20 protein-coding genes and 1 pseudogene are annotated in these 22870 nt (G+C 70.6%); 11 read left to right on the top strand and 10 right to left on the bottom strand.

Annotated elements, in window-relative coordinates; all coding sequences use genetic code 11:
• Positions 1-52: 52 nt before the first annotated feature.
• A complete protein-coding gene (locus FHX75_RS04005) occupies positions 53-472 on the top strand; it encodes an MmcQ/YjbR family DNA-binding protein (RefSeq protein ID WP_154936714.1) in 420 nt (139 codons plus the stop codon).
• A 104-nt stretch (positions 473-576) separates the two neighbouring features.
• Here the strand turns inward: FHX75_RS04005 and FHX75_RS04000 are convergent, their stop codons facing one another.
• The 3 genes from FHX75_RS04000 to FHX75_RS03990 all read right to left on the bottom strand — a co-directional run bounded on the left by FHX75_RS04000 (position 577) and on the right by FHX75_RS03990 (position 2408).
• Entirely contained in the window at positions 577-1101 is a 525-nt protein-coding gene (locus tag FHX75_RS04000) for a hypothetical protein (RefSeq protein ID WP_154936713.1), read from the bottom strand.
• A 139-nt stretch (positions 1102-1240) separates the two neighbouring features.
• On the bottom strand, positions 1241-1960 hold the full coding sequence (locus tag FHX75_RS03995; RefSeq protein ID WP_154936712.1) for a hypothetical protein: 720 nt from the start codon (positions 1958-1960) through the stop codon (positions 1241-1243).
• Entirely contained in the window at positions 1953-2408 is a 456-nt protein-coding gene (locus tag FHX75_RS03990) for an RNA polymerase sigma factor (protein ID WP_246157610.1), read from the bottom strand. The genes FHX75_RS03995 and FHX75_RS03990 overlap by 8 nt, the downstream gene beginning before the upstream one ends.
• Positions 2409-2649: 241 nt before the next feature.
• Here FHX75_RS03990 and FHX75_RS03985 point away from each other — a divergent pair, with 241 nt between their 5' ends.
• Complete coding sequence (locus tag FHX75_RS03985; RefSeq protein WP_246157608.1) at positions 2650-3861, top strand: YncE family protein; 1212 nt, start codon at positions 2650-2652, stop codon at positions 3859-3861.
• A gap of 21 nt (positions 3862-3882) precedes the next feature.
• Here FHX75_RS03985 and FHX75_RS03980 read toward each other — a convergent pair whose 3' ends face one another.
• Entirely contained in the window at positions 3883-4281 is a 399-nt protein-coding gene (locus FHX75_RS03980) for a hypothetical protein (protein ID WP_154936709.1), read from the bottom strand.
• Between the two features lie 421 nt (positions 4282-4702).
• Here FHX75_RS03980 and FHX75_RS03975 point away from each other — a divergent pair, with 421 nt between their 5' ends.
• Both FHX75_RS03975 and FHX75_RS03970 read left to right on the top strand, forming a co-directional pair.
• Positions 4703-5302: a TetR/AcrR family transcriptional regulator gene (locus FHX75_RS03975; protein ID WP_154936708.1), complete on the top strand. Its 600-nt coding sequence runs from the start codon at positions 4703-4705 to the stop codon at positions 5300-5302.
• Entirely contained in the window at positions 5299-6927 is a 1629-nt protein-coding gene (locus tag FHX75_RS03970) for an isovaleryl-CoA dehydrogenase (RefSeq protein ID WP_154936707.1), read from the top strand. The genes FHX75_RS03975 and FHX75_RS03970 overlap by 4 nt, the downstream gene beginning before the upstream one ends.
• A gap of 12 nt (positions 6928-6939) precedes the next feature.
• Here FHX75_RS03970 and FHX75_RS03965 read toward each other — a convergent pair whose 3' ends face one another.
• Complete coding sequence (locus tag FHX75_RS03965; RefSeq protein ID WP_154936706.1) at positions 6940-8130, bottom strand: MFS transporter; 1191 nt, start codon at positions 8128-8130, stop codon at positions 6940-6942.
• Between the two features lie 83 nt (positions 8131-8213).
• Here FHX75_RS03965 and FHX75_RS03960 point away from each other — a divergent pair, with 83 nt between their 5' ends.
• The gene (locus tag FHX75_RS03960; RefSeq protein WP_154936705.1) at positions 8214-8528 is read left to right on the top strand and encodes a DUF4326 domain-containing protein; all 315 of its coding nucleotides are present in this window, start codon (positions 8214-8216) and stop codon (positions 8526-8528) included.
• A gap of 6 nt (positions 8529-8534) precedes the next feature.
• Here the strand turns inward: FHX75_RS03960 and FHX75_RS03955 are convergent, their stop codons facing one another.
• The gene (locus FHX75_RS03955; RefSeq protein WP_154936704.1) at positions 8535-10025 is read right to left on the bottom strand and encodes a CoA-acylating methylmalonate-semialdehyde dehydrogenase; all 1491 of its coding nucleotides are present in this window, start codon (positions 10023-10025) and stop codon (positions 8535-8537) included.
• Positions 10022-11311, bottom strand: coding sequence for an aspartate aminotransferase family protein (locus FHX75_RS03950; RefSeq protein ID WP_154936703.1), 1290 nt, complete (start codon positions 11309-11311; stop codon positions 10022-10024). Before FHX75_RS03950 ends, FHX75_RS03955 begins: the two co-directional genes overlap by 4 nt.
• Positions 11312-11436: 125 nt before the next feature.
• Here FHX75_RS03950 and FHX75_RS03945 point away from each other — a divergent pair, with 125 nt between their 5' ends.
• The 6 genes and pseudogenes from FHX75_RS03945 to FHX75_RS32155 form a co-directional block, all read left to right on the top strand.
• Positions 11437-13041 (top strand): PucR family transcriptional regulator, encoded by a 1605-nt coding sequence (locus tag FHX75_RS03945; RefSeq protein ID WP_154936702.1) that lies wholly within the window; start codon positions 11437-11439, stop codon positions 13039-13041.
• A 236-nt stretch (positions 13042-13277) separates the two neighbouring features.
• Positions 13278-14828: an NCS1 family nucleobase:cation symporter-1 gene (locus FHX75_RS03940; protein WP_154936701.1), complete on the top strand. Its 1551-nt coding sequence runs from the start codon at positions 13278-13280 to the stop codon at positions 14826-14828.
• Positions 14825-15667: a nitrilase-related carbon-nitrogen hydrolase gene (locus FHX75_RS03935; RefSeq protein ID WP_154936700.1), complete on the top strand. Its 843-nt coding sequence runs from the start codon at positions 14825-14827 to the stop codon at positions 15665-15667. The genes FHX75_RS03940 and FHX75_RS03935 overlap by 4 nt, the downstream gene beginning before the upstream one ends.
• Complete coding sequence (gene hydA, locus FHX75_RS03930) at positions 15664-17067, top strand: dihydropyrimidinase (protein ID WP_154936699.1); 1404 nt, start codon at positions 15664-15666, stop codon at positions 17065-17067. Before FHX75_RS03935 ends, hydA begins: the two co-directional genes overlap by 4 nt.
• Positions 17068-17079: 12 nt before the next feature.
• Entirely contained in the window at positions 17080-18072 is a 993-nt protein-coding gene (locus FHX75_RS03925; RefSeq protein ID WP_154936698.1) for a TIGR03842 family LLM class F420-dependent oxidoreductase, read from the top strand.
• Between the two features lie 30 nt (positions 18073-18102).
• Positions 18103-18289, top strand: a pseudogene (locus tag FHX75_RS32155) (NF041680 family putative transposase); the annotation flags it as partial.
• A gap of 296 nt (positions 18290-18585) precedes the next feature.
• Here the strand turns inward: FHX75_RS32155 and FHX75_RS03920 are convergent.
• The 3 genes from FHX75_RS03920 to FHX75_RS03910 all read right to left on the bottom strand — a co-directional run bounded on the left by FHX75_RS03920 (position 18586) and on the right by FHX75_RS03910 (position 22763).
• Positions 18586-20055, bottom strand: a complete 1470-nt coding sequence (locus tag FHX75_RS03920; RefSeq protein ID WP_246157606.1) for a dihydrolipoyl dehydrogenase family protein — start codon at positions 20053-20055, stop codon at positions 18586-18588.
• Between the two features lie 231 nt (positions 20056-20286).
• Positions 20287-20760, bottom strand: a complete 474-nt coding sequence (locus FHX75_RS03915) for a VOC family protein (RefSeq protein WP_246157604.1) — start codon at positions 20758-20760, stop codon at positions 20287-20289.
• Between the two features lie 470 nt (positions 20761-21230).
• On the bottom strand, positions 21231-22763 hold the full coding sequence (locus FHX75_RS03910; protein ID WP_246157596.1) for an amino acid permease: 1533 nt from the start codon (positions 22761-22763) through the stop codon (positions 21231-21233).
• Between the last annotated feature and the right edge of the window lie 107 nt (positions 22764-22870).

The following is a 22870-nucleotide window of genomic DNA, read 5'->3' as shown; positions in this document are numbered from 1 at the left end:
ACGACGAATCGCCGGCTCCGGCCTGTCGGAGGGGCCGGCTAGCGTCGGGCACATGACCGGCCCTGGCGACGTCGCACCCGAGATACTCGACCGGCTCCGGCCCATCTGCCTCGCGCTGCCGGAGACCTACGAGGAGCCGGCGTGGGTGGGCACGCGCTGGCGGATCCGCAAACGCACGTTCGCCCACGTGGTCACGGTCGACCCCGACCACCAGGCGGCCTACGCCCGAGCTGCCGCGACCGACCAGCCGACCTGCGTGCTGACGTTCCGGTCGCCCGGCGACGAGATCGCCGGGCTGATCGGCGGCGGTCACCCGTTCTTCAAGCCGGACTGGGGCGCCGATGTCGTCGGCATGGTGCTCGACGACGGGGTGGACTGGGACGAGGTCGCCGAGTTGCTCACCGAGAGCTACTGCGTCCTGGCGCCGAAGCGGCTGGCCGCCCTGGTCGACCGGCCGGTCGATCTCGAGTAGCCGAACTCCGGGCGTCCGACGCCCACGGGTCGCCAGCATCATCGGTTACCGCCGTAGGCTCTCCACATCTCGCCACGCCGTCGACAACGGTGCTGGGCATGACGCTAGCCCTCGGCGTAGACGAGGTCCATGGTGTCGGTGCGTCCCGACCAGTGGAGTTCGAGGTGCCAGCAACCGGCCCGCGGCAGGTCGATGATCGACGGGCCGGGACCGCCGGCGACCTCCCGGGTCACCCGCGTGTCGGTGCCGTCCAGCGTCGCGGTGATCACCAGAGTGGCGGGCGACGCCGGGTCGGACGACGTCGCCGCAGGCTTGGAGACCCAGAGAATCTTGTTGGTGGGCCCCTCGTCCCGGCCCAGCGCCAGCGGGTGGCCGAACAGCACCGCGACGATCTCGCCCTTCGCGCCGAAGACGTGCGGGATCCGGGCCTCCCCACTGAACCCGGCGTCCGCCCAGTCCGGCAGGACACCCGTCTCGACCCGTGAGCCGCAGCCCGACGCGGCGCTCGCCGGAGGATTCGCCGGGGCCGTGGCGGCCGGAGCGCCGACCGGCGTGGCTGACCGCCCCGTGGTCGTGCAGGCCGCCAGCAGGACCGCCGACCCCAGCAACACCCTGCCCCAGGAACCCATCTCGCGCCCTCCGGACACACGTCGTACCCGCTGACCCCGTTCGTGCCTCGCACCATTCAGGACACCGCTCGGGCCCTCGGGGTTCCCCACCCGATCTGCGGGCTCGACTGTCACCACGAGAGCGACCGCCGTCCCTCGCTCAATTCAGCGAGTTGGCGATCTCGATCGCCTCGCTTTCGGTCAGGTCGCCTTCGAGCCGGTAGCTCACGCCGGCCTCCTCCCAGATCAGGGTCGAGGCGGCGAGCCGCGCGCTCTCCACCCGGACCGTGCCCGCACGATCCACGTAGGCCAGCGCGTGTGGGCCGCCGATCCAGACCGCGAAGCCAGCGTCGACCTGAACCCATTCCACTCCCGGCCCGGCGGCCTGCTTCTGAAACACCGGGTCGAGGCGACCGTCGAAGGCATCGACGCGCAACGCACCCCCGCGGTAGAGCAGGGTGACCACCCGGTAGGAGCCGGTGTCGTCGACGTCGGCGACCAGCACCTGCTCGGGCGGGCCCAGCTTCGCCGGCAGGCGGATCGGGAAGCGGAGCTTCCCCTGCGCCTCGTGGAGGGAGGCGGGCCGCTGCGACGGCAGCGGCGACGGACTGCCGGTGGGCGAGATCGGCGCCGACGACGTGTCGATGATGATTCCGGAGAAGCGCAGCAGCCCCGCCACGGCGTCGGCGAGGGCGGCCCGCCCCGGCGGCAGCACCACGACGAGCAGGGCGACGAGCGCCACGGCGAGGTAGTAGCGCCACCGGCGTCGCCTTCGCGCGGGCGCGGCCAGTCGGGCGCGTACGCGGTCGGCCACGTCGGGCGGGGCGGGTGTGTCCAGCCAGTCGACGAGGTCACGCAACTCCCGTTCGAGGTCATCCACGGCGCACCTCCTCGCGGTCGAGCAGGGCGCGGAGCTTCGCCAGCGCTCGGGACGTCCGCGACTTCACCGTGCCTCTGGGCCAGCCCAGCATCGTCACGGTCTCCTCCTCGCTGAGATCGAGGAGGAACCGGCACACGATCACCTCACGGTCCTTCACCGGCAGCAGCCGCAGAGCCCGCACCAGCGTGGCCCGGCGCTCGGCGGCGAGGACGCCGCCCACCGCGCCGTCCTCGGCGATCTGCGACTCCGGGTTCGCCACCGCGGCCCGCAGGATGAGTCCGTCCCGCCGGCTGCGTGAGCGGTGCATGTTGCGGGTCTCGTTGGCGACGATCGCGAGAAGCCACGCGCGAAAGGACGACTCTCCCCGATAGCGGGACAGCTTGCGGTACGCCTTCACGAACGCCTCCTGGATGACGTCCTCCGCGTCCGAACCCGCGCCGAGCAGCACCGCCGTCCGGTAGGCGGACGCGGTGTGCCGCGCGACCAGGAGGTCGTACGCCCCCAGGTCACCTGCCCGAGCGCCGGTGACGAGCTCTTCGTCGTCCAGTGGAAACCTCCAGTTGGATCACACTCATGACACCGCCCGCACCGGATGGGTTCCAGGGACGGGGATGGAACCTCGGCGGGTGTGGCGGTGTCACCGGAGCATGCTGGCAACGACAAGGATCTCGCGTCGCACCCTTCTGACCGTGCTCACCGGTGCGGGCACCGCGGCGTTGGTCGGCTGCGATCGAGCTCGGCACCGGAATCAGGCCCGTGCCGTCACGATCCCTGACCCACTGCTCGTCGAGGTCGACGACGGGCTCGGCCTACTGCGTGGTGCGGACCGGCAGACGATCCCGGGTTCTCTCGCCACCGCCGACGGGCGGGCGATCTACGCGACCGCACCCGAGGGCGCCGACACCGCCCTGTGGCGGATCGACACCGCCACGGGCGGCACCTCCACCCGGGTCAAGCTGCCCGGACGCTGGGTACCGCAGGCCGTCTCGGCCAACGGTACGGTGGCGCTCACGTCGAACGAGGTGAGTGCCACCAAGGGGCGCCCGGAGGGGCGGGACGTGACCCCCGTACTGATCGCCGACGTCACCGGCGTCCGACACCGGCTGCAGTTGCGGGGCAACTTCGTACCGGAGACGTTCACCGCGGATCTCGCCGGGCTCTTCGTCCTCGAGTGGCTCCCGGCGACGGCGCCGGACCGCTACCGGGTCCGCGTCGTCGATCTCGCCACCGGGACACCCGGTCCGCTGCACACCCGCGCCAAGGCGCCGGTGCCGCCCGGCGCCGAGGAGGAGATGCGCGGCGACGGACGCCAGGCCGTGCTCTCGCCGGATCGCACCACCCTCTACACGCTCTACACCCACCAGCCCGACCACCAGCACACCCGTGACCTGGTCAGCGGGCGGCCGGGCAACGTGCACGCATTCGTCCACACGCTGCACCTCAGCGAGCGATGGGCGTACTGCATCGACCTGCCACATCCGTTCGGTGCGGCGGCCGCGATCGGCCACGCCATGACGATCAGCCCCGACGGCGGTCGGCTCTTCGTCGCCGACGTCACGTCGGGCACCATCGCCGAGATCGACACCGCGGAGCTGACCGTACGCCGGACAGATACGCAGCCCAGGGGCGTCGGGACCGCACACGCCGCCGCCGACGGCGACTGCCTCTTCATCGGCGCCGGCACGGTGGTCCGGACGACGGATCTCAGGCGCCCCGGCCGCGCGGCTGAGTGGCGGGTCAGCGAACCCGTTTCCGGCCTCGTGCTGAGCCGCGACGGCAGCCGCCTCTACGTGGGCCAGAACGATGGCGTGAGCTGGCACGATCCCGGCACCGGCACCGAACTGGGCCGCGTCGCTGTCCCCCGCCTCGTCGGCGTGCACGGTCTGGCCGGACCCGCCTGACAGCGCGGATGCCGCCGGTTGTCAGCCGGCGCGGTTCAAGGCACGCCTGTTGTTGCGCACGCGCCCGTGCTCGGGGACGCGGTAACCGTCGTCGCCGAGCATCCGGCGCGCCGCGTCGAGTCCGGTCAGCGCCGCCCCGTAGGCGGTCACCTCCCGCTGGAAGTGCTCGACCTTGGCGTACCAGAACTTCAGCTCGGGGTTCATCCCCTTCGCGTTGATGTAGTTGACGATGTCTTCCTCGGGGGTGATGCCGTGGCGGGCGTAGCAGCGATCGAAGCGGGCCTTCGTCCGCTCGTACTTCTCGCTCATCGCGGTCAGGGCGGCCTCGGCCTCCAGCAGCTTGGCCTGCAGGTACTCCACGTAACCGCGAGGCACCGACAGGGCGGTTCGCGCCGGCCGGGGCACGGACACGGTGGACATGGCGATCACCCGACCCGGCGGACGACACGTCCGCGCCACGTGCGGGAACCGGCCCACGCGAACGGCCGCCGGCTCCGGGCGCCAGGGCCGGGCAGCCACCCGGCCGGCGCCTGCGATCGACGAACGGATCCATTCTGGAACGACATGGTCGGCCGCCTTCCTGGGAACGCGATGATGGGGTCATCCCGCACCGCCGACGGGTCAGGCGGCACCTCAGCGGCATCGCCGAGGGCCGGGGTACCAGCCGGCGCGGATCGACGCGGGAAACCGCTCGGGGCAGGCCGCCCCTGACACGCTGCACTGCGGTGACGTGCTTCTACCCGCACTCGCGGCTGACTATGCATACCCGTCACTTGAGGTGGACGCCCAAGTTGCCGGTTACACCTTGTGGCCAAGGACTGAATGCTGGTTCAATCCTTGCGTGGCCTACCGGAGCACCGACCGCGTGCGGGCTCGGCTGACCGCGTCCCGGGAACGGATCATCGCCGCGGCCCTGGGAATCATGGCCGAGCACGGGTATGCCGGCTGCTCCGTCGCCGCCGTCGCCGAGCGGGCCGGCCTGGCGACGGGCAGCGTCTACCGCCACTTCCCGACCAAGGCCGACCTGTTCGCCGAGGTGTTCCGCACGGCCTCGCAGCGTGAGGTCGACGCGGTCGCGCGCGCCGCGGCGCTGGAGGCCACCGCCGCCGAGCAGATGTCCGCCGTCGTGGAGACGTTCGCCGGGCGCGCGCTGCAGTCCCCGCGGTTGGCGTACGCCCTGCTCGCCGAGCCGGTCGACCCGGCGGTCGACGCCCAGCGGCTCGTCTTCCGTCGGGCGTACGCCGAACTGATCGCCGGCCACGTCGCGGCCGGTGTGGCGAGCGGTGAACTGCCCCCACAGAACCCCGACCTGACCGCGACCGCGCTGGTCGGCGCCCTGGCCGAAGCCATGGTCGGTCCGCTGGCCGCCGGGGTCGCCGGCCCGGACACCATCCCCGCCCTGATCGCCTTCATCCACCGCGCGCTGGGAGTATCGCCGTGACGACGCACGAGGTGTTCAACCAGGTCCCACCGCTGGCCGGCTACGACGCGGCGGACGACCCGGCACTGCTCGACGGGCTCGAGCGGGAGGGCGCCGGCTGGGCCGCCGCCGAGCTGCACGAGCTCGGCCGGCTGGGCGGCAGCGAGCAGGCCATCGAGTACGGGCAGCTGGCCAACGAGCATCCGCCGACCCTGCGCACCCACGACCGCTACGGCCATCGGATCGACGAGGTCGAGTTCCACCCCGCCTGGCACGAGCTGATGCGCACCGCGGTCACGCACGGCCTGCACGCCGCGCCCTGGGCGGACGACCGACCGGGCGCCCACGTGGCCAGGGCCGCCAAGTTCTACACGTGGCGCCCCGACGCCGGCCACGGCTGCCCGATCTCGATGACCTACGCGGCCGTGCCGGCGCTGCGGCACAATCCGGAGCTGGCCGCGCAGTACGAGCCGCTGCTCACCGCCACGACGTACGACTTCGGGCTGCGCTCGCCGCTGACGAAGCGAGGGCTGTTGGCGGGCATGTCGATGACGGAGAAGCAGGGCGGCTCGGACGTACGCGCCAACACCACCACCGCCCGCCCGACGCCGGACGGCACCTACCGGCTCGTCGGGCACAAGTGGTTCACCTCCGCACCGATGTGCGACGTCTTCCTCACCCTCGCCCAGGCGCCGGGCGGGCTCACCTGCTTCCTGGTCCCACGCGTCCTTCCGGACGGCACGCGCAACCCGATGCGGCTGATGCGCCTGAAGGACAAGCTCGGCAACCGATCCAACGCCTCGGCGGAGGTCGAATACGAGCACGCGCTCGCCTGGCGCGTCGGCGACGAGGGGCGTGGCGTCCGTACGATCATCGACATGGTCAACCTGACCCGCCTCGACTGCGTCATCGGCGCGGCGGCCGGGATGCGCCAGGGGGTGATCACCGCCGCCCATCACGTCGCTCACCGGCAGGCCTTCGGCCGGTACCTCGTCGACCAGCCACTGATGCGCAACGTGCTGGCGGACCTCGCGGTCGAGTCCGAGGCCGCCACCATTCTCATGATGCGCCTCGCCGCAGCGACCGACCGATCCGCGCGCGGCGACGCCGGCGAGACCGCGTTCAAGCGGCTCGCCCTCGCGGTCGGCAAGTACTGGGTCTGCAAGCGCTGGCCGGCACACGCCGCCGAGGCCCTGGAGTGCCTGGGCGGCAACGGCTACGTCGAGGAGTCGGGCATGCCGCGGCTGTTCCGCGAGTCGCCGCTGAACTCGATCTGGGAAGGCTCCGGCAACGTCGCCGCCCTGGACGTCCTGCGTGCTGTCGTCAAGGAACCCCAGGTCATGGAGGCGTTCCAGGCCGAGGTGAGCGCCGCGGCCGGGGCCGACGCACGGCTCGACGCCGCGGTCCGCAAGGTGCAGGCGGACCTGTCCGACCCGGCCGACCTCGAGCTGCGGGCCCGCCGGGTCGTCGAACGGCTCGCGCTGATCCTGCAGGGCTCGCTGCTGGTGCGGCACGGCCACCCCGCCGTCGCCGACGCCTTCTGCGCGTCGCGGCTCGGCGGCGATCACGGCCAGGCGTACGGCACCCTGCCGACCGGCGTCGACTTCGCCGCGATCATCTCCCGGGCCACCCCGAAGGTGAGCTGACCGGAGGTTGCGTCAGGTCGCCGGTCGAACGATGGCAAGGAACAGGGCCAGGGCGACGACCTGGATGCCGGCCACGGTGACGATCACGGCGGTGATCGAGTAGTCGTAGAGGGCGCCGGTGAGCAGCCCACCGACCAGGGTCGCCCCGCCCAACCCGGCGGCGAAGATGCCGTAGGCGGTGCCTCGCCGAGCGGCGGGGACGATGTCGGCGATGGTCGCCCGCATGGTGGATTCCTGGATGCCGAGCACGGCGCCCCAGGCCAGGACCCCGGCGACCGCGGTCGCCGGGGTGGTGGTGAAGGCAGCCAGCGGGATCAGGGCGGTCAGCACGGGTACGGCGGCGAGGACCCGGACGCCGGCCCGGTCGTACAGCCACCCGGAGGCCAGCGCGGCGAGCGCGTCGACGCCCATCGCGGCGGCGTACACGACCGGGATCACCGCCACGGGTACGACGTGCCGGGTGGCGAGGTGGAAGCTGAGCACCCCGAAGGTGGCGTAGCCGGCCGTGGTCACCGCCGTGAACGCCAGATAGGTCCAGAACACGCGGGGCAGCTGGCCGCCCGGCGGGGCGGGCGCCGCGCCGGGTCGAGGACCCGGTTCGAAGCGGCGCGGGTCGGGCACGCCGGCGCGTAGCCACAGCAGCAGGAGCATCGCCGCCACGGCGGGTACGGCCAGGGCGAGGAACGCGGGCCGGTAGTTCTGGGCGGTGGCGGCCAGAACGGCGGCGACCAGCAGCGGACCCGCCACGCCGCCGGCCTGGTCGAGCGCCTCGTGGACGGCGAAGCCCTTGCCGCGGCCGACTGCCGCAGCGGCGTGCGAGAGCATGACGTCCCTCGCCGGGCCGCGGATCGCCTTGCCGGCGCGCTCCGCGACGAACAGCGCCGCCGCCAGCCACAGCGCGGTGGTCAGCCCGAGGGCGGGCACGGCGATCATGGTCACGGCGTACCCGACCAGGACGAGCGGCCAGTAGGCGCGGGTCCGGTCCGCGAGGGGTCCGGTGGCCAGCCGCCCGGCCAGGGCGGTCGCCTCGCCGGCGCCGGTGACCAGCCCGACGACGGTCGCGGATGCGCCGAAGGTGGCCAGATAGGGGCCGATGACCGACCGGGCGCCCTCGTACACCACGTCCGACAGCAGGCTGACGACACCGAAGGCGGTCACGAACCGCCACGGCGTCCACCTGGTGGTGAGCGCGGTGACTCTCACCCGTGCAGTCTGGCCCACCGGCAAGCTGGTCGGGCGTGGATCGCCCGACTACCGTTCGCCGGGGAGAACCGAGGAGCCGAGCCATGCAGGCAACCACAGTCGTCAACCTGAAGGGCCACCGCGACGACCCGGCGTACGCCGACGTGGTCTACGTCGGGCGCGCCATGTATCGCGGCGGCTGGCAGCTCCCCCGCTCCCCGTTGTCCAGCCCGTACCGCCCCGGCCCGGACGGCACCCGGGACGAGGTCGTCGAGAAGTACCGCGCGTACCTGCTCGACAGCCCCGAACTCCTCGCCCTCCTCCCGGAACTGCGCGGGCGCAGGCTCGGCTGCTGGTGTGCGCCGGAGCGCTGTCACGCCGAGGTGATCGCGGAACTCGCCGACTCGCCGCCGGCGTAGAGCCGCTCAGCTGTTCTGGGGGAAGCCGAGGTTCACGCCGCCGTGGGACGGATCGAGCCACCTGCTGGTGACCACCTTGGCCCTGGTGAAGAAGTGCACGCCGTGCGGCCCGTACGCGTGCGAGTCACCGAACAGTGAGTCCTTCCAACCCCCGAACGAGTAGTACGAGACCGGAACCGGGATCGCCACGTTGACGCCGACCATGCCGACCTCGATCTCGTTCTGGTACCGCCGCGCGGCGCCGCCGTCGTTGGTGAAGATGGCGGTGCCGTTCCCGTACGGGTTGGCGTTGACCACGTCGACCGCCGCGTCGTAGCTGGGGACCCGCACCACCGAGAGCACCGGACCGAAGATCTCGTCGGTGTAGATGGACATGTCCACGTCGACGTGGTCGAAGAGGGTCGGCCCCAGCCAGAAGCCGGCGTCGTCACCGTCGATCGCATGACCGCGTCCGTCGACCACCAGCTTCGCGCCCGCGGACCGCCCGGCGTCCAGATATGACCGCACCCGGTCGCGGTGCGCCCCGGTGACCAACGGTCCCATCTCGCAGCCCGGGCGGCGACCGTCGCCGACATGCAGTCCGGCGATCCGGTCGCTGATCTTGCCGACCAGCTCGTCGCCGACCGGATCCACCGCCACGACGACGGAAATCGCCATGCAGCGCTCACCGGCCGAGCCGAAACCGGCCGAGACGGCGGCGTCCGCGGCGAGGTCGAGGTCGGCGTCGGGCAGCACGACCATGTGGTTCTTCGCGCCGCCGAGCGCCTGCACCCGCTTGCCGTGACGCGTTCCGGTCTCGTAGACGTACCGGGCGATCGGCGTCGACCCGACGAACGAGACCGCCTTGACCTCGGGATGCTCGAGGATCCGGTCGACCGCCTCCTTGTCGCCGTGCACGACGTTGAACACGCCGTCCGGCAGCCCGGCCTCGGCGAAGAGCTCCGCCAGGAAATTCGCCGCGGAGGGGTCCTTCTCGCTCGGCTTCAGCACCACGGTGTTGCCGCAGGCGATGGCGTTGGGCACGAACCACAGCGGCACCATCGCCGGGAAGTTGAACGGGGAGATCACCCCGACCACGCCGAGCGGCTGCTGGATCGAGTACACGTCCACGTTGGTCGAGGCGTTCTCGCTGAACCCGCCCTTGAGCAACTGCGGGATGCCGCAGGCGAACTCCACCGCCTCCAGCGCACGCTGGATCTCGCCCGCCGCGTCGGAGAGCACCTTGCCGTGCTCGGCGGTGATGATCTCGGCGAGGTCGGACTTCCGGGCGTTGAGCAGTTCGCGGAACGCGAACATCACGTTCGCGCGTTGGGCGAGGGAGGCGTGGCGCCACCGGGAGAAGGCCTCGCGGGCGGCGGTGACCGCCTCGTCGACGTCCGCGGCGCTGGCGAAATCGACCTGCCCGCCGACCCGACCCGTCGCGGGGTCGTACACGTCACCCGTGCGCTGGGCGATGCCGGTCCATGCCTTGCCGCCGATCCAGTGCGTGATCCTCATGCCGACACCGCCTCGATCGCCTCGGCGAGGATGCCCAGCGCCTCGTCGGCCTCGCCCTCGGTGAGCGTCATCGGCGGCGCCAGCCGGATCACGTTGCCGTGCAGGCCGCCCTTGCCGACCAGCAGTCCGCGACGGCGCGTTTCCTCCAACAGGGCGGTTGCGGCCGCGGGGTGGGGTTCGCCGGCCGGGCCGACGAGCTCGAGGGCGAGCATCAGACCCTTGCCGCGTACGTCGCCGACCACCGGATGCGTCGCGGCGACCGAGCGAAGGCCCTGGATCAGGCGGTTTCCCAGCTTTGCGGCGTTCGCCTGCAGGTCGTGGTCGAGGAGGTAGTTGAGGGTGGCGAGGGCCCCCGCGGTGGAGATCGGGTTGCCACCGAAGGTGGAGATCGAGTTGGCCTGCAGGCAGTCCATCAGTTCCGCGCGGGCGACGACACCGCCGATCGCCAGGCCATTGCCGAGTCCTTTGGCGAAGGTCATCGCGTCCGGCACGACGTCGTGCGCCTGGATGCCCCAGAAGTGCTCGCCGGTACGGCCCCAACCGGTCTGGACCTCGTCGGAGACGAGCAGGATGCCGTACTCGTCGAGCACCTTCTTGAACTCGCGGAACAGGCCGTCGGGCGGGGAGGCGAACCCGCCCACGCCCTGGATCGGCTCGACGATCATGCACGCCACGTCGCCGGCGGTCGCGGTCTCGATCACCTCGCGCAGGTCGGCGACGCACGCCTTGACGTAGTCGGCGTCCGACAGGTCCTTGAAGGGGCTGCGGTACCGGTAGCCACCGTGCACCCAGCTCACCCTGATCGGGCTGAGCTCACTGGCCGACCAGCCGCGGATGCCGGTGATCGCGACGGTGGCGAACGCGCGCCCGTGGTACGAGTTGCGCAGCGCGAGCACCTGCCCGCTGCGCCGGTACTGCGTGGCGAGCATCAACGCGGTCTCGTTGGCCTCCGTACCCGAGTTCGTGAAGAACACCTTCGCGTCCGGGATCCCGGACCGGTGCGCGATCTTCTCGGCGAGCTCGACCTGCGACTCGATCAGGTACAGCGTCGAGGAGTGCAGCACGCCGGTGTCGATCTGCGCGCGGACCGCGTCGCTGATCTCGGCCACGTCGTAGCCGACCGAGTTGGTGAGAATGCCGCCGAAGAAGTCGAGGTACGTGCGGCCCTCGCGATCGGTCACCCGGCGACCGTGCGCGCTGGCGATCTCGATCGGCTCCTCGTAGTAGAGGGCCAGCCACTTCGGCAGCACGGACCGGTGTCGATGCAGCAACTCCCGATGCGCCATCGCGTCCTCCGTATCTCGTACCTCAGCCGAGTGTCCCGAGACTTCGGTGTTCGCCGCCACCGACAACCTGTACGGGTCGGCATCGATGGCACTACGTTGTGTGCAACCCTCGCAGGGGAGGCGGCATGTACCCGACGGTCGCAGAAGCGGTGGCGCTGCCCGTGATCCGGCGCGGTCGGCCACGCGTCGTCGCGGGGTCCACCGGCATGCAGCGGCCCGTCCGCTGGGTCCACGCGGCGGAGGTCGCCGACATCGCTCATCTGCTGCGCGGCGGCGAGCTCGTGCTGACCACCGGCATCGCGCTGCCGGACGAGGAAACGGCACTGACGGCGTACGTGGACGACCTGGCCGCGGTCGGCGCGGCGGGGCTCGTGGTGGAGCTGGTCCGGCGCTGGAGCGACCACGTGCCGGACGCGCTGGTGGCGGCCGCGGAACGACACGGGCTTCCCTTGATCACGCTGGCGCGGGAGACCCAGTTCGTGTCCGTCACCGAGGCGGTCGTGGCGTTGATCGTGGACGCGCAGCTCGCCGAGCTGCGGGCGGCTGAGCAGGTGCACGAGACGTTCACCGCGCTGACGGTCGCCGGGGCGGAGCCGGCCGAGGTGTTGCGCGAGGTCGCGAGGATCTCCGGGCTGCCGGTCGTCCTGGAGACGCTCGGGCACGACGTGCTCGCGTACGACGCGGCCGGGCAGGACCCGATCGAGCTGCTGACCGACTGGGGGCAGCGATCCCGGTCCGTGGCGGTGTCCCAACGGACCGCCTACGACGAGGAAGCCGGCTGGCTGATCACCGCGGTCGGCGCGCAGGGCGCCGACTGGGGACGACTGGTTCTGCTCTCGCCGGCCCCTCCCCCGCACCGGCACGTGGTGGTCGCGGAGCGGGCCGCGTCGGCACTGGCGGTGCACCGGCTCGTGGCGCGGGATCGGGAGAGCCTGGAGCGGCAGACGCACCGGATGTTGCTCGCGCAACTGCTCGGCCAGGCCCTGCCTCCTCCTGATCTGACCACCCGGGCGGCCGCGTTGGGCGTGGCGCTGGAGCGGCGGAAACTGGTCGGGGTGGCGATCCGACCGGGGAGCATCACGCCGCGCGCCCCCGCACTGGCCACACAGGAGGTGTTGCGGGACCTCGCGGAGGCCACCGCGTTGGCCGCGCGACGGGTGAGCGTGCCGGCGTTGGTGGGCGTCGTGGACGACACCAGCGTGCGCGCGTTGTTGTCGTTGCCGGCGCAGGCGGAGGTCGACGCGATCCTGCGGCGGTTGGCCAGAGAAGTTCACCGCTCGGCGGCCGGTGCCGTGGTGGTGGCCGTCGGCACGACGGTGTCGCAGGTGTCCGATGTGCGGCGCAGTCTTGGCGAGGCCGCGCACGTCGCCGGCGCCGCCCTACGCTCCCGCGGCGCCCAGGTCTACCACCGGCTGGACGACGTGCGACTGCGTGGCCTGCTGCACCTGCTGCGCGAGGACGAGCGCGTCCGGGCCTTCGCGCACCGGGAGCTCGGACCCCTGTTGGCGCGCGACGACAGCCAGGGCAGCCGGCTGGTGGAGTTGCTGCGCTGCTTCTGCGAGCAGGGCGGGAACAAGTCGGCGGCGGCCTCCGTGGCGCACCTGTCACGGACGGCCTACTACCAGCAGCTGTCGCGGATCGCGCAGGTGCTCGGGGTGTCGCTGGAGGACCCGGAGTCGATGTTGTCGTTGTACGTGGCGCTGCTGGTGCACGAACTCGACGACGCGTGACGGGTCAAGGGCCGGCAGGAGGCTCGAATCCAGCCACCGCGGCGATTGACAGCGCCGTGCGGGCATGCCCGTGGACAGAGTGTGCCCCGATCATGGCAAGCGTGGACACTTTGCCGCTGCCCGTGGCGGGTCCGGGACACCCACCATTCCGGTAAAGATCGTGCTGATCCGCCCCCACCCGCAGCACGCGCCGGTTGGCCGGCCGCTGTTGCGGCAGCGTGACAGGGAGGTGACCGATGGCCGTTGAACCCCTGCCCCCCGCCGAAACCACCGCGGCCGAGCCGGGCACACAGATCACCCATCCGGATGGCCGAGTCGAGTTGCGTGACTTCTCGACGATCGCCGACAGCCGCTACTTCAACGAGGAACTCGCCCCGGTTCCCATCGAGAAGCGCACCTGGAACACGTACAACTTCGCGGCGCTGTGGATCGGCATGGCGCACAACATCCCCACCTACCTGCTCGCCGCCGGGCTCATCCAGCTCGGCATGAACTGGCTGCAGGCATTCCTCACGATCACGCTGGGCAATCTGCTCGTCCTGATCCCGATGCTGTTGAACAGCCACGCGGGCACGAAGTACGGGATCCCCTTCCCGGTCTTCGCCCGCGCGTTCTACGGAGTCCGCGGCGCGAACCTCCCGGCCCTGCTCCGCGCCTTCATCGCGTGCGGCTGGTTCGGCATCCAGACCTGGATCGGCGGCGAGGCGATCTACGCGATCGCCGGCAAGCTGCTGGGCTCCTGGTGGGTCGACGCGGCGACGGTGATGGACTACCCGTGGACGCTGTGGGCGTCGTTCTTCCTGTTCTGGGCGATCGAGATGGCGATCATCTGGCGGGGCATGGACACCCTGCGGCGCTTCGAGAACTGGGCCGCCCCGTTCGTCATCGTGGTCGCCGTCGCCCTGCTGATCTGGGTGCTGGTCGAGGCGGGCGGGCTCGGCCCGATCCTGTCCGAGCCGTCGAAGCTGGGCTGGGGCGCCGACTTCTGGAAGCTGTTCGCGCCGTCCCTGATGGGGATGATCGCCTTCTGGGCGACGCTGTCGCTGAACATCCCCGACTTCACCCGGTTCGGCGGCAGTCAGCGGCAGCAGGCGTACGGCCAGATCCTCGGCCTGCCGACCACGATGTCGTTCTTCGCCATCCTGTCGATCATGATCACCTCGGGCACGGCCGTCATCTACGGTGAGGCGATCTGGGACCCCATCCAGCTCGCGGCCAAGTTCGAGAACCCGGTGGTCGTGGCGCTCGGCCTGTTCACCGTCGTGGTCGCCACGCTGTCGGTGAACGTCGCGGCGAACACGGTCAGCCCGGCGTACGACTTCTCCAACGCCGCGCCCCGACTGGTGAGCTTCCGGACCGGGGGCCTGATCACCGGCGTGCTCGGCATCCTGATCCAGCCGTGGCGCCTGGTGCAGGACCCCAACATCTACATCTTCGTCTGGCTCGGGTTCTACGGCGGTCTGCTCGGCGCGGTCGCCGGCGTGCTCATCGCCGGGTACTGGGTCCGCTACCGCACCAGCCTCCAACTGCCGGCCCTCTACCGCCCCGAGGGCAGGTACTGGTTCTCCGGCGGGTGGAACTGGGCCGCCATCGTCGCCACCGTCGTCGGCGCGGTCCTCGCGGTGGGTGGCGCCTACTCCGCACCCGGCAAGGGGCCGTTCCCGGAGGACGGGCTGATCCCGTTCCTCAAGCCGTTCTACGACTACAGCTGGGTGGTGGGCCTGATCGGCGGGTTCCTCGTCTACCTGGCGCTGTCGATGCCGCGCACCGCGAAGGGGGAGAAATGAGCAACATCATCCGAGCCGGGCTGGTGCAGCAGAAGTGGACCGGCGACAAGGAGTCGATGATCGCCAACGCGGTCGAGGCCATCCGCAGCGCCGCCTCGCAGGGCGCACAGGTGGTCTGCCTGCAGGAGCTGTTCTACGGCCCGTACTTCTGCCAGATCCAGGACGCGGACTACTACTCGTACACGGAGGCCATCCCGGACGGGCCGACGACCGCGCTGATGCGCGAGGTCGCCGAGCAGCACGGCGTGGTGCTGATCGTGCCGATGTACGAGCAGGAGCAGCCCGGGGTCTACTACAACACCGCCGCGGTGATCGACGCCGACGGCACCTACCTCGGCAAGCACCGGAAGAACCACATTCCGCAGGTGAAGGGGTTCTGGGAGAAGTTCTACTTCCGGCCGGGAAACCTCGGCTATCCGGTGTTCGACACCGCCGTGGGGCGCATCGGCGTCTACATCTGCTACGAGCGGCACTTCCCCGAGGGCTGGCGGGCGCTCGGCCTGGCCGGTGCGAAGATCGTTTTCAACCCGTCGGCGACCAGCCGCGGCCTGTCGGAGTACCTGTGGCGGCTGGAGCAGCCGGCGGCGGCGGTGGCGAACGAGTACTACGTCGGCGCCATCAACCGGGTCGGTGTCGAGCCGCTGGGCGACAACGACTTCTACGGCCAGTCCTACTTCGTCGACCCGCGGGGCCAGTTGGTCGGCGACGCCGCCTCGGACACCGAGGATGAGGTCGTCGTCCGCGACCTCGACATGGACAAGCTGGCCGAGGTCCGCGACCTGTGGGCCTTCTACCGCGACCGCCGTCCCGACACGTACGAATCGCTGGTGAAGCCGTGAGCATCGTCATCCGCAACGGAACAATCGTCAACGCCACCGGGGCGTACCCGGCGGACGTGCTGGTCGAGGGCGAGCGGATAGCGGCGCTCGCCGCACCCGACTCGGGTCTGGCCGAGCAGTGGGCGGCTGGTGCCGAGCGCGTGATCGACGCCGCCGGGAAGTACGTGGTGCCGGGCGGCATCGACGGCCACACCCACATGGAGATGCCGTTCGGCGGCACGTTCTCGGCGGACAATTTCGAGACCGGGACGATCGCCGCAGCCTGGGGCGGCACGACGACCATCGTCGACTTCGCCGTACAGGGCAAGGGCACGTCCGTGCTGTCCGCGCTGGACAAGTGGCACAGCAAGGCCGACGGCAACTGCGCGATCGACTACGGGTTCCACATGATCATCTCTGACGTGAACGACACGTCGCTGAAGGAGATGGAGGCCTGCATCGACGCGGGCGTCAACACGTTCAAGATGTTCATGGCCTATCCGGGGGTCTTCTACGCCACCGACGGGGAGATCCTGCGGGCGATGCAGAAGGCCCGGGACACCGGGTCGATGATCATGATGCACGCGGAGAACGGCATCGCCATCGACCAGCTCGTCCTCCAGGCGCTGGCCAACGGTCAGACGGACCCGGTGCAGCACGGCCTGACCCGGCCGCCCGAGCTGGAGGGCGAGGCCACCTCGCGGGCGATCGCGCTGGCCAAGGTCACCGGCGCGCCGCTGTACATCGTGCACCTGTCCGCCGCGCACGCCCTGGACGCGGTCACCCAGGCCCGCGACACCGGGCAGAACGTGTTCGCCGAGACCTGCCCGCAGTACCTGTTCCTGTCGCTGGAGGATCTGGCCAGGCCCGACTTCGAGGGCGCGAAGTACGTCGCCTCTCCCCCGCTGCGCCCCAGGGAGCACCAGGCGGAACTGTGGCGGGGCCTGCGCACCAACGACCTGTCGCTGGTGTCCACCGACCACTGCCCCTTCTGCTTCAAGGACCAGAAGGAGCTGGGCCGGGGAGACTTCTCCAAGATTCCGAACGGGATGCCCGGCGTCGAGCACCGGATGGACCTGCTCTATCAGGGCGTCGTGCGAGGCGAGATCACCCTGCCGCGCTGGGTGGAGATCAGCTCGACCACGCCCGCCAGGATGTTCGGCCTCTACCCGCGTAAGGGCGTCATCGCGCCGGGCGCCGACGCGGACATCACGGTGTACGACCCCACGGCCCGGCAGACCATCTCGGCCAGCACGCACCACATGAACGTGGACTATTCCGCGTACGAGGGCATGGAGCTGACCGGGAAGGTCTCCACCGTGCTGTCCCGTGGTCGGGTCGTGGTCGACGACAACGCCTTCCACGGCGCGGCCGGGCACGGCAGGTTCCTGAAGCGCGACCTCAGTCAGTACCTGATTTGAAAAGGAGAAGCCGTGGACTTCGGTGTCGTACTGCAGACCGACCCGCCGGCTCGCGACGTCGTGGCCGGCCTCACCGCCGCCGAGGACAACGGGTTTCGCTACGGGTGGACGTTCGACTCCTGCGTGCTGTGGCAGGAGCCGTTCGTCATCTACTCGCAGGTCCTCGCCGCAACCAAGCACCTGATCGTCGGTCCGATGGTGACCAACCCGAGCACCCGCGACTGGTCGGTCACCGCGTCGCTCTTCGCCACGCTCAACGACATGTTCGGCAACCGCACGGTGTGCGGGATCGGCCGCGGCGACTCGGCCCGGCGGGTCATCGGCCAGCCGCCGGCGAGCCTGGCCACGCTGAAAGAAGCGATGCACGTGATCAAAGAGCTGGCCGAAGGCAACGAGGTCGCACACCACGGCACGCCGGTGCGCATCCCGTGGGTGCGTGACGGCCGGCTGGAGATCTGGATGGCCGCCTACGGCCCGAAAGCGCTGCGGCTGGTCGGCGAGCAGGCCGACGGCTTCATCCTGCAGACGGCCGATCCCGACATCGCCCGCTGGACGATCGGCTCGGTACGCGATGCGGCCACCGCGGCGGGTCGAGACCCGGACTCGATCACGATGTGCGTGGCCGCGCCGGCCTACGTGGGCACGAACCTCGCGCACCAACGGGATCAGCTGCGCTGGTTCGGCGGCATGGTCGGCAACCACGTGGCCGACCTGGTCGCGCGCTACGGCGACTCCGGGGTCGTGCCGAAGGCGCTCACCGACTACATCACGGGCCGCGAGGGCTACGACTACGCACACCACGGCCGCGCCGGCAATCCGTCCACCGACTTCGTGCCCGATGAGATCGTCGACCGGTTCTGCCTCGTCGGCCCTGAGTCAGCCCATGTCGACCGGCTGCAGGAGCTCAAGGAGATCGGGGTGCACAACTTCGCCCTCTACCTCATGCACGACGACAAGGAGAAGACGCTCTCCTCGTACGGCAAGAACGTGATCACGCAGGTCTGACCCGCCGGCCGTGCCACCGCACGTGTCAGCGGCACGGACCAGACCGTCATGGTCCCTGGCTGGCCGTGGTCGATGGTCGTGGCGTTGGAGTCGGGCCCTGGTTCGTGGGCCGCGCCGTTTGGAGGCTGTGCGGTTGGCGCCGGGTGATGACGCGGCGGCAGTCACCGCCGGGCACTGCGGGACATCGTGGGGCGGCTGATCGGCCGGCCAGTGGCAGGCGGGTGATTCGAACATCCCAGGTCCGCCGCCGGGACTCCTGGCACCGCCACGCCACCCTCGCCCTGGCCGCCCTCGCCGTCCTGGCGATCTGCGCCGCTGACGCCGCCACCGACGGAGCCGACGATCCCACCGACACCAAATTGATCAAGCTGACCGTCAACGAAGTCCGCCGTCTGATCAACACCTTCATCATCCAGCCGATCCGCGACCTCGCTCACCGTCTGCGCTGGTCACAGTGGCGCCACCAAGTCGACATCCAACACATGCTCGCGGTCGAACAGAGCCGGCAACAACTCAGGCTTCCGCCGGCAGCATTTGATCCTGCTGCCGGCCCCGGTAGGTCTCCAGCAGCCTCAGCCAGACCTCACTGATCGTCGGGAACGCGGGCACGGCATGCCAGAGCCGTTCCACCGGCACTTCGCCTGCAACCGTGACGGTGGCCGAGTGCAGCAGTTCCCCGACGCCGGGCCCGACGAAGGTGACTCCCGCCACCGTGCCGCGGTCCACATCCACCAGCATGCGGGCCTGGCCGCGATAGCCCTCGCCGTACTGGTGCGCGCCCGCGACGCGTGCGATGTCGTAGTCGACCACTTCGACCCGGCGTCCGGCCCGATCCGCCTCGAGCGTGGTCAGGCCGACGGACGCGACCTCCGGATCGGTGAAGACGACCTGCGGCACGGCCGCGCCGTCGGCGGTCGTGGCGTGCACGCCCCACCTGGCGTCGTCGACCGGCTCTCCCTTGGCGCGGGCGCCGATGGCGGCACCGACGATCCGGGCCTGGTACTTCCCCTGATGGGTCAGCAGTGCCCGGTGGTTGACATCGCCGGCGGCGTAGAGCCAGCCGTCGGCGACGGCGGTCACCCGGCCGGTGTCGTCCACGGTCAGCCAGTCGCCCGCGGTGAGACCGACGGTCTCCAGGCCGAGGTCTGCCGTCCGCGGGGCTCGGCCCGTGGCGAACAGGATCTCGTCGGCGACCAGTTCTGCGCCGTCGGCAAGCGTCATCCGCACCTCGCCGTCCTCGCGCGCCACGGCTGTCAACGAGGCCCCGAACCGGATGTCAACGCCGGCTTCGCGAAGCCCGTCCGCGACCAGCTCGCCGGCGAACGGCTCCATCCTCGGCAGCAGTCCGGCGTCGCCGCGGACCAGCATGGTCACCTGGGCGCCGAGCGCCTGCCAGGCGGTTGCCATCTCGACGGCCACGACGCCGCCGCCGACGATGGCGAGACGGCCTGGTACGTGGTCGGCGCTGGTGGCCTCACGGCTGGTCCAGGGGCGTACGGTGTCGAGTCCGGGTGTGTCGGGCAGGGCCGCGCTGGTGCCGGTGCAGATGGCGACGGCGTGCCGTGCGTTCAGCCGGACGGTGTCGCCGTCAGGGGTCTGCACCGCCACCTGGCGGGGGCCGTCGAGCCGGCCGTGGCCGCGTATCAGGTCGACGGAAACCGCGTCCAGCCAGTCGACCTGGTTCTCGTCGTTCCAGTACGCGGACATCTTGTCACGATGCGCGAGGACCGCCTCGACGTCCAGCGGCCCGGCCACCGCCTGGCGCAGCCCGGGGACGCGGCGGGCGTCGGCGCGTGCCAGCACCGGCCGCAGCAGCGCCTTGCTGGGCTCGCAGGCCCAGTACGAGCACTCGCCGCCGAGCAGTTCGCGCTCCACGATCACTGTGCTGAGCCCGGCGGCGCTGGCCCGGTCGGCCACGTTCTCACCGACCGGGCCAGCGCCGATGACGACCACGTCGTAGGTGCGGGGTGCCTCGTTCGTCACTGCCACCTCCATCACTGCGTCTGAAACTCCGTGAAGCTCGCGGCTTCCGCCAGAAGCGGGGCTACCGGGCCGAGGCGTCCTGGTCGTGTCTGCGGTACGCCGGCTCGCCGCCGAAGCGCCCGCTGATGCCGCTGCATGCCGGCGATGGTCCAATGCGCACCGAGGGCGGAGCGGGCCGGCCGCCACGTAGGCTGGTCCCGTCCCGTCGTGCCCTCGGCGACTGAGGTGGTGTCAGCGACCGGGGGCCCGCTTCTTGACCTCCTGGAGTACCCAGCCGTTGCCGTCCGGGTCGCTGAAGGTGGCGAAGGAGCCGTAGTCGGCACGGGCGGGTTGCGGGCCGGCGATCCGCGCCTGGCCGGCGGCGCGGTGGACGATGTCTCCGCCGTCGTGGCCGTGGTACATCAGTCCGCCGGCATCGTGGAACACCTCGCTCACCTCGATGCCGCGACCCACGAGCTCCGCGCGGGCCTCCTCGATGTCCGAGACGACGAGGTACAGGCCCTGGGCCGAGCCGGGTGCGGCGGAAGTGATCCCAGTGCCGAACATGATCGAGCCCTCGGAACCGGGCGGCGTGAAGTGCACCGCCCGCCACTCCTCGCTGACGGCCTTGTCGACATCCAGGCGGAATCCCGCCGCCTCGTAGAAAGCCTTGGCCCGATCGACGTCGGACACCGGCAGCATGATGAGTTCGAGCTTCAGATCCACGGGATGTCCTTCCATCGCCTCGGTTACATAGCGGACCGTCAGGGCACCTCTGCAGTCGCGGAGTTGAAGCATATCGTCCTAGATGTACACCTATTGGCGAATCGTCAGGCGGTCCGGACTGAGCCCCTTCACGCATGGGAGCAGTTGCTCCTACTCCGGGTTGGGGAAGCTTGGAGGGCCACGATGAGTACTGCGGTGACGAGAGTCATCGACCCGTGCAACAACCTGGCGCGGCGCAAGGCGGCCCCTCGGCGCGACCCAAGACAAGGCGCTGGCCTCGTCCGGTCTTCGTGCGACGCAGTTCAGCACCCGGCAGAAGCTCGGTGCTCACGGAGACATAACATCGGCAGCCTCGCTGACATGATCGCCATGGACCGCACGACGATGGCCTCGGACCTCAAGCCGCTCGCGAGGGAAACCTTGACCGACGGCGTACGCGCCGGGAGTCCTCGCCCCGGACGATCAGCAGGTCAGCGCGGCGGGGGCGACGAGGAGCCGAAACCGGTGTCGAGGTCCGGCTGGTCAGGCATGGGTGGGCCTTCCTGCCCGTCGTGGGCGAGGCGACTGCGACGACGGCCGTAGAGGAAGTAGACGACGATACCCAGCGCCATCCAGGCGAAGAACCGCAGCCAGGTCTCGACGGTGAGGAACAGCATCAGCACGGCGCAGGCAACCATCGCGAGAACCGGAATCACCGGTCCCCAGGGGACGCGGAAGCCGCGAGGCAGGTCCGGCCGGGTACGGCGCAACAGGATGACCGCCGCCGCGACGAGGACGAACGCGAACAGGGTGCCGATGTTGACCAGTTCCGCGAGTTCCTCCAGCGGGATGAACCCGGCGAGCACGGCCACCACCACGCCCACGATGACGGTGATGCGGTGCGGGGTGCCGAAGCGCGGATGCACCCGCGCCAACCAGCGCGGCAGCAACCCGTCACGACTCATGGCGAACGCGACCCGGCTCTGCCCCAGCATCAGGATCATGACCACCGTGGTCAGCCCGGCGAGAGCGCCGACGGTGATCAGGTTGGCGATGAACGGCTGCCCGACGGCCTGGAACGCCGCGGCCAGCGGTGCCGCCGTGTCCAGCTCGGCGTAGTTCTGCATTCCCACCACCACCAGTGAGACGGCGACGTAGAGCGTGGTGCAGACAGCCAGCGAACCGAGGATCCCGCGCGGCACGTCGCGATGCGGCACCCGGGTCTCCTCGGCCGCGGTGGCCACGATGTCGAAGCCGATGAACGCGAAGAACACCAGCGCACCCGCGGCGAAGATGCCGCTGATCCCGAAGTTGGCGGGGGCCTGCCCGAAGACGGCCTCCAGCAGGGTCGCATCGGCGCCGGAACCGCCCGCCGCCGGCTCGGCCGGCGGGACGAACGGCGTGTAGTTCTCGCGCTTGACGAAGAACAGTCCGGCGACGATCACGAAGAGGACCACCGCCACCTTGATGGTGACCACCACGGCGTTCAGCCGCGACGAGACCTTGATGCCGGCGACCAGGACCGCGGTGAGGATCAACACGATCAAAGCGGCGGGCAGGTTGAACGCGCCGCCCTCGCCCCCGGTGATGGCGGGCGGCAGCGTCACCCCGAGCGTCTCCAGGAGCACCGCGAAGTACTGCGACCAGCCCACGGCCACCACCGCAGCGGCGAGGACGAACTCCAGGATGAGGTCCCAGCCGATGATCCACGCGATCAGCTCGCCGAGCGCCGCGTACGAATAGGTGTAGGCGCTGCCGGCGACCGGCACGGTGGACGCGAACTCCGCGTAGCACAGCGCCGCCAGCGCGCAGGCGATACCGGCCACGACGAAGGACAGCGCGACCGCCGGCCCGGCAGTCTGGTTCGCGGCCACCCCGGTCAGCACGAAGATACCCGTCCCGATGATGACCCCGATGCCGAACACGGTGAGATCCAGGCCGGACAGGTCCTTGCGAAGCCGGTGCTCCGGCTGCTCCGTGTCGCGCATCGACTGCTCGACCGACTTCCTGCGCAAGAGGCTCACAACCAGTCACCTCACCGTCTCCCCGACCTGATGTTGCCCACGAATGACCCGAATCAGGACGAACAAACCTGGTGCGGCTGCCTGCCGTGCCTTCTTGCGCAGGCCGG

Origin of the sequence: Micromonospora palomenae (assembly GCF_007829925.1) — a bacterium.
Taxonomy (GTDB): Bacteria; Actinomycetota; Actinomycetes; order Mycobacteriales; family Micromonosporaceae; genus Micromonospora; species Micromonospora purpureochromogenes.
The sequence above is the reverse complement of the archived record's forward strand: the minus strand, read 5'-3'. Positions and strand labels throughout refer to the sequence as shown.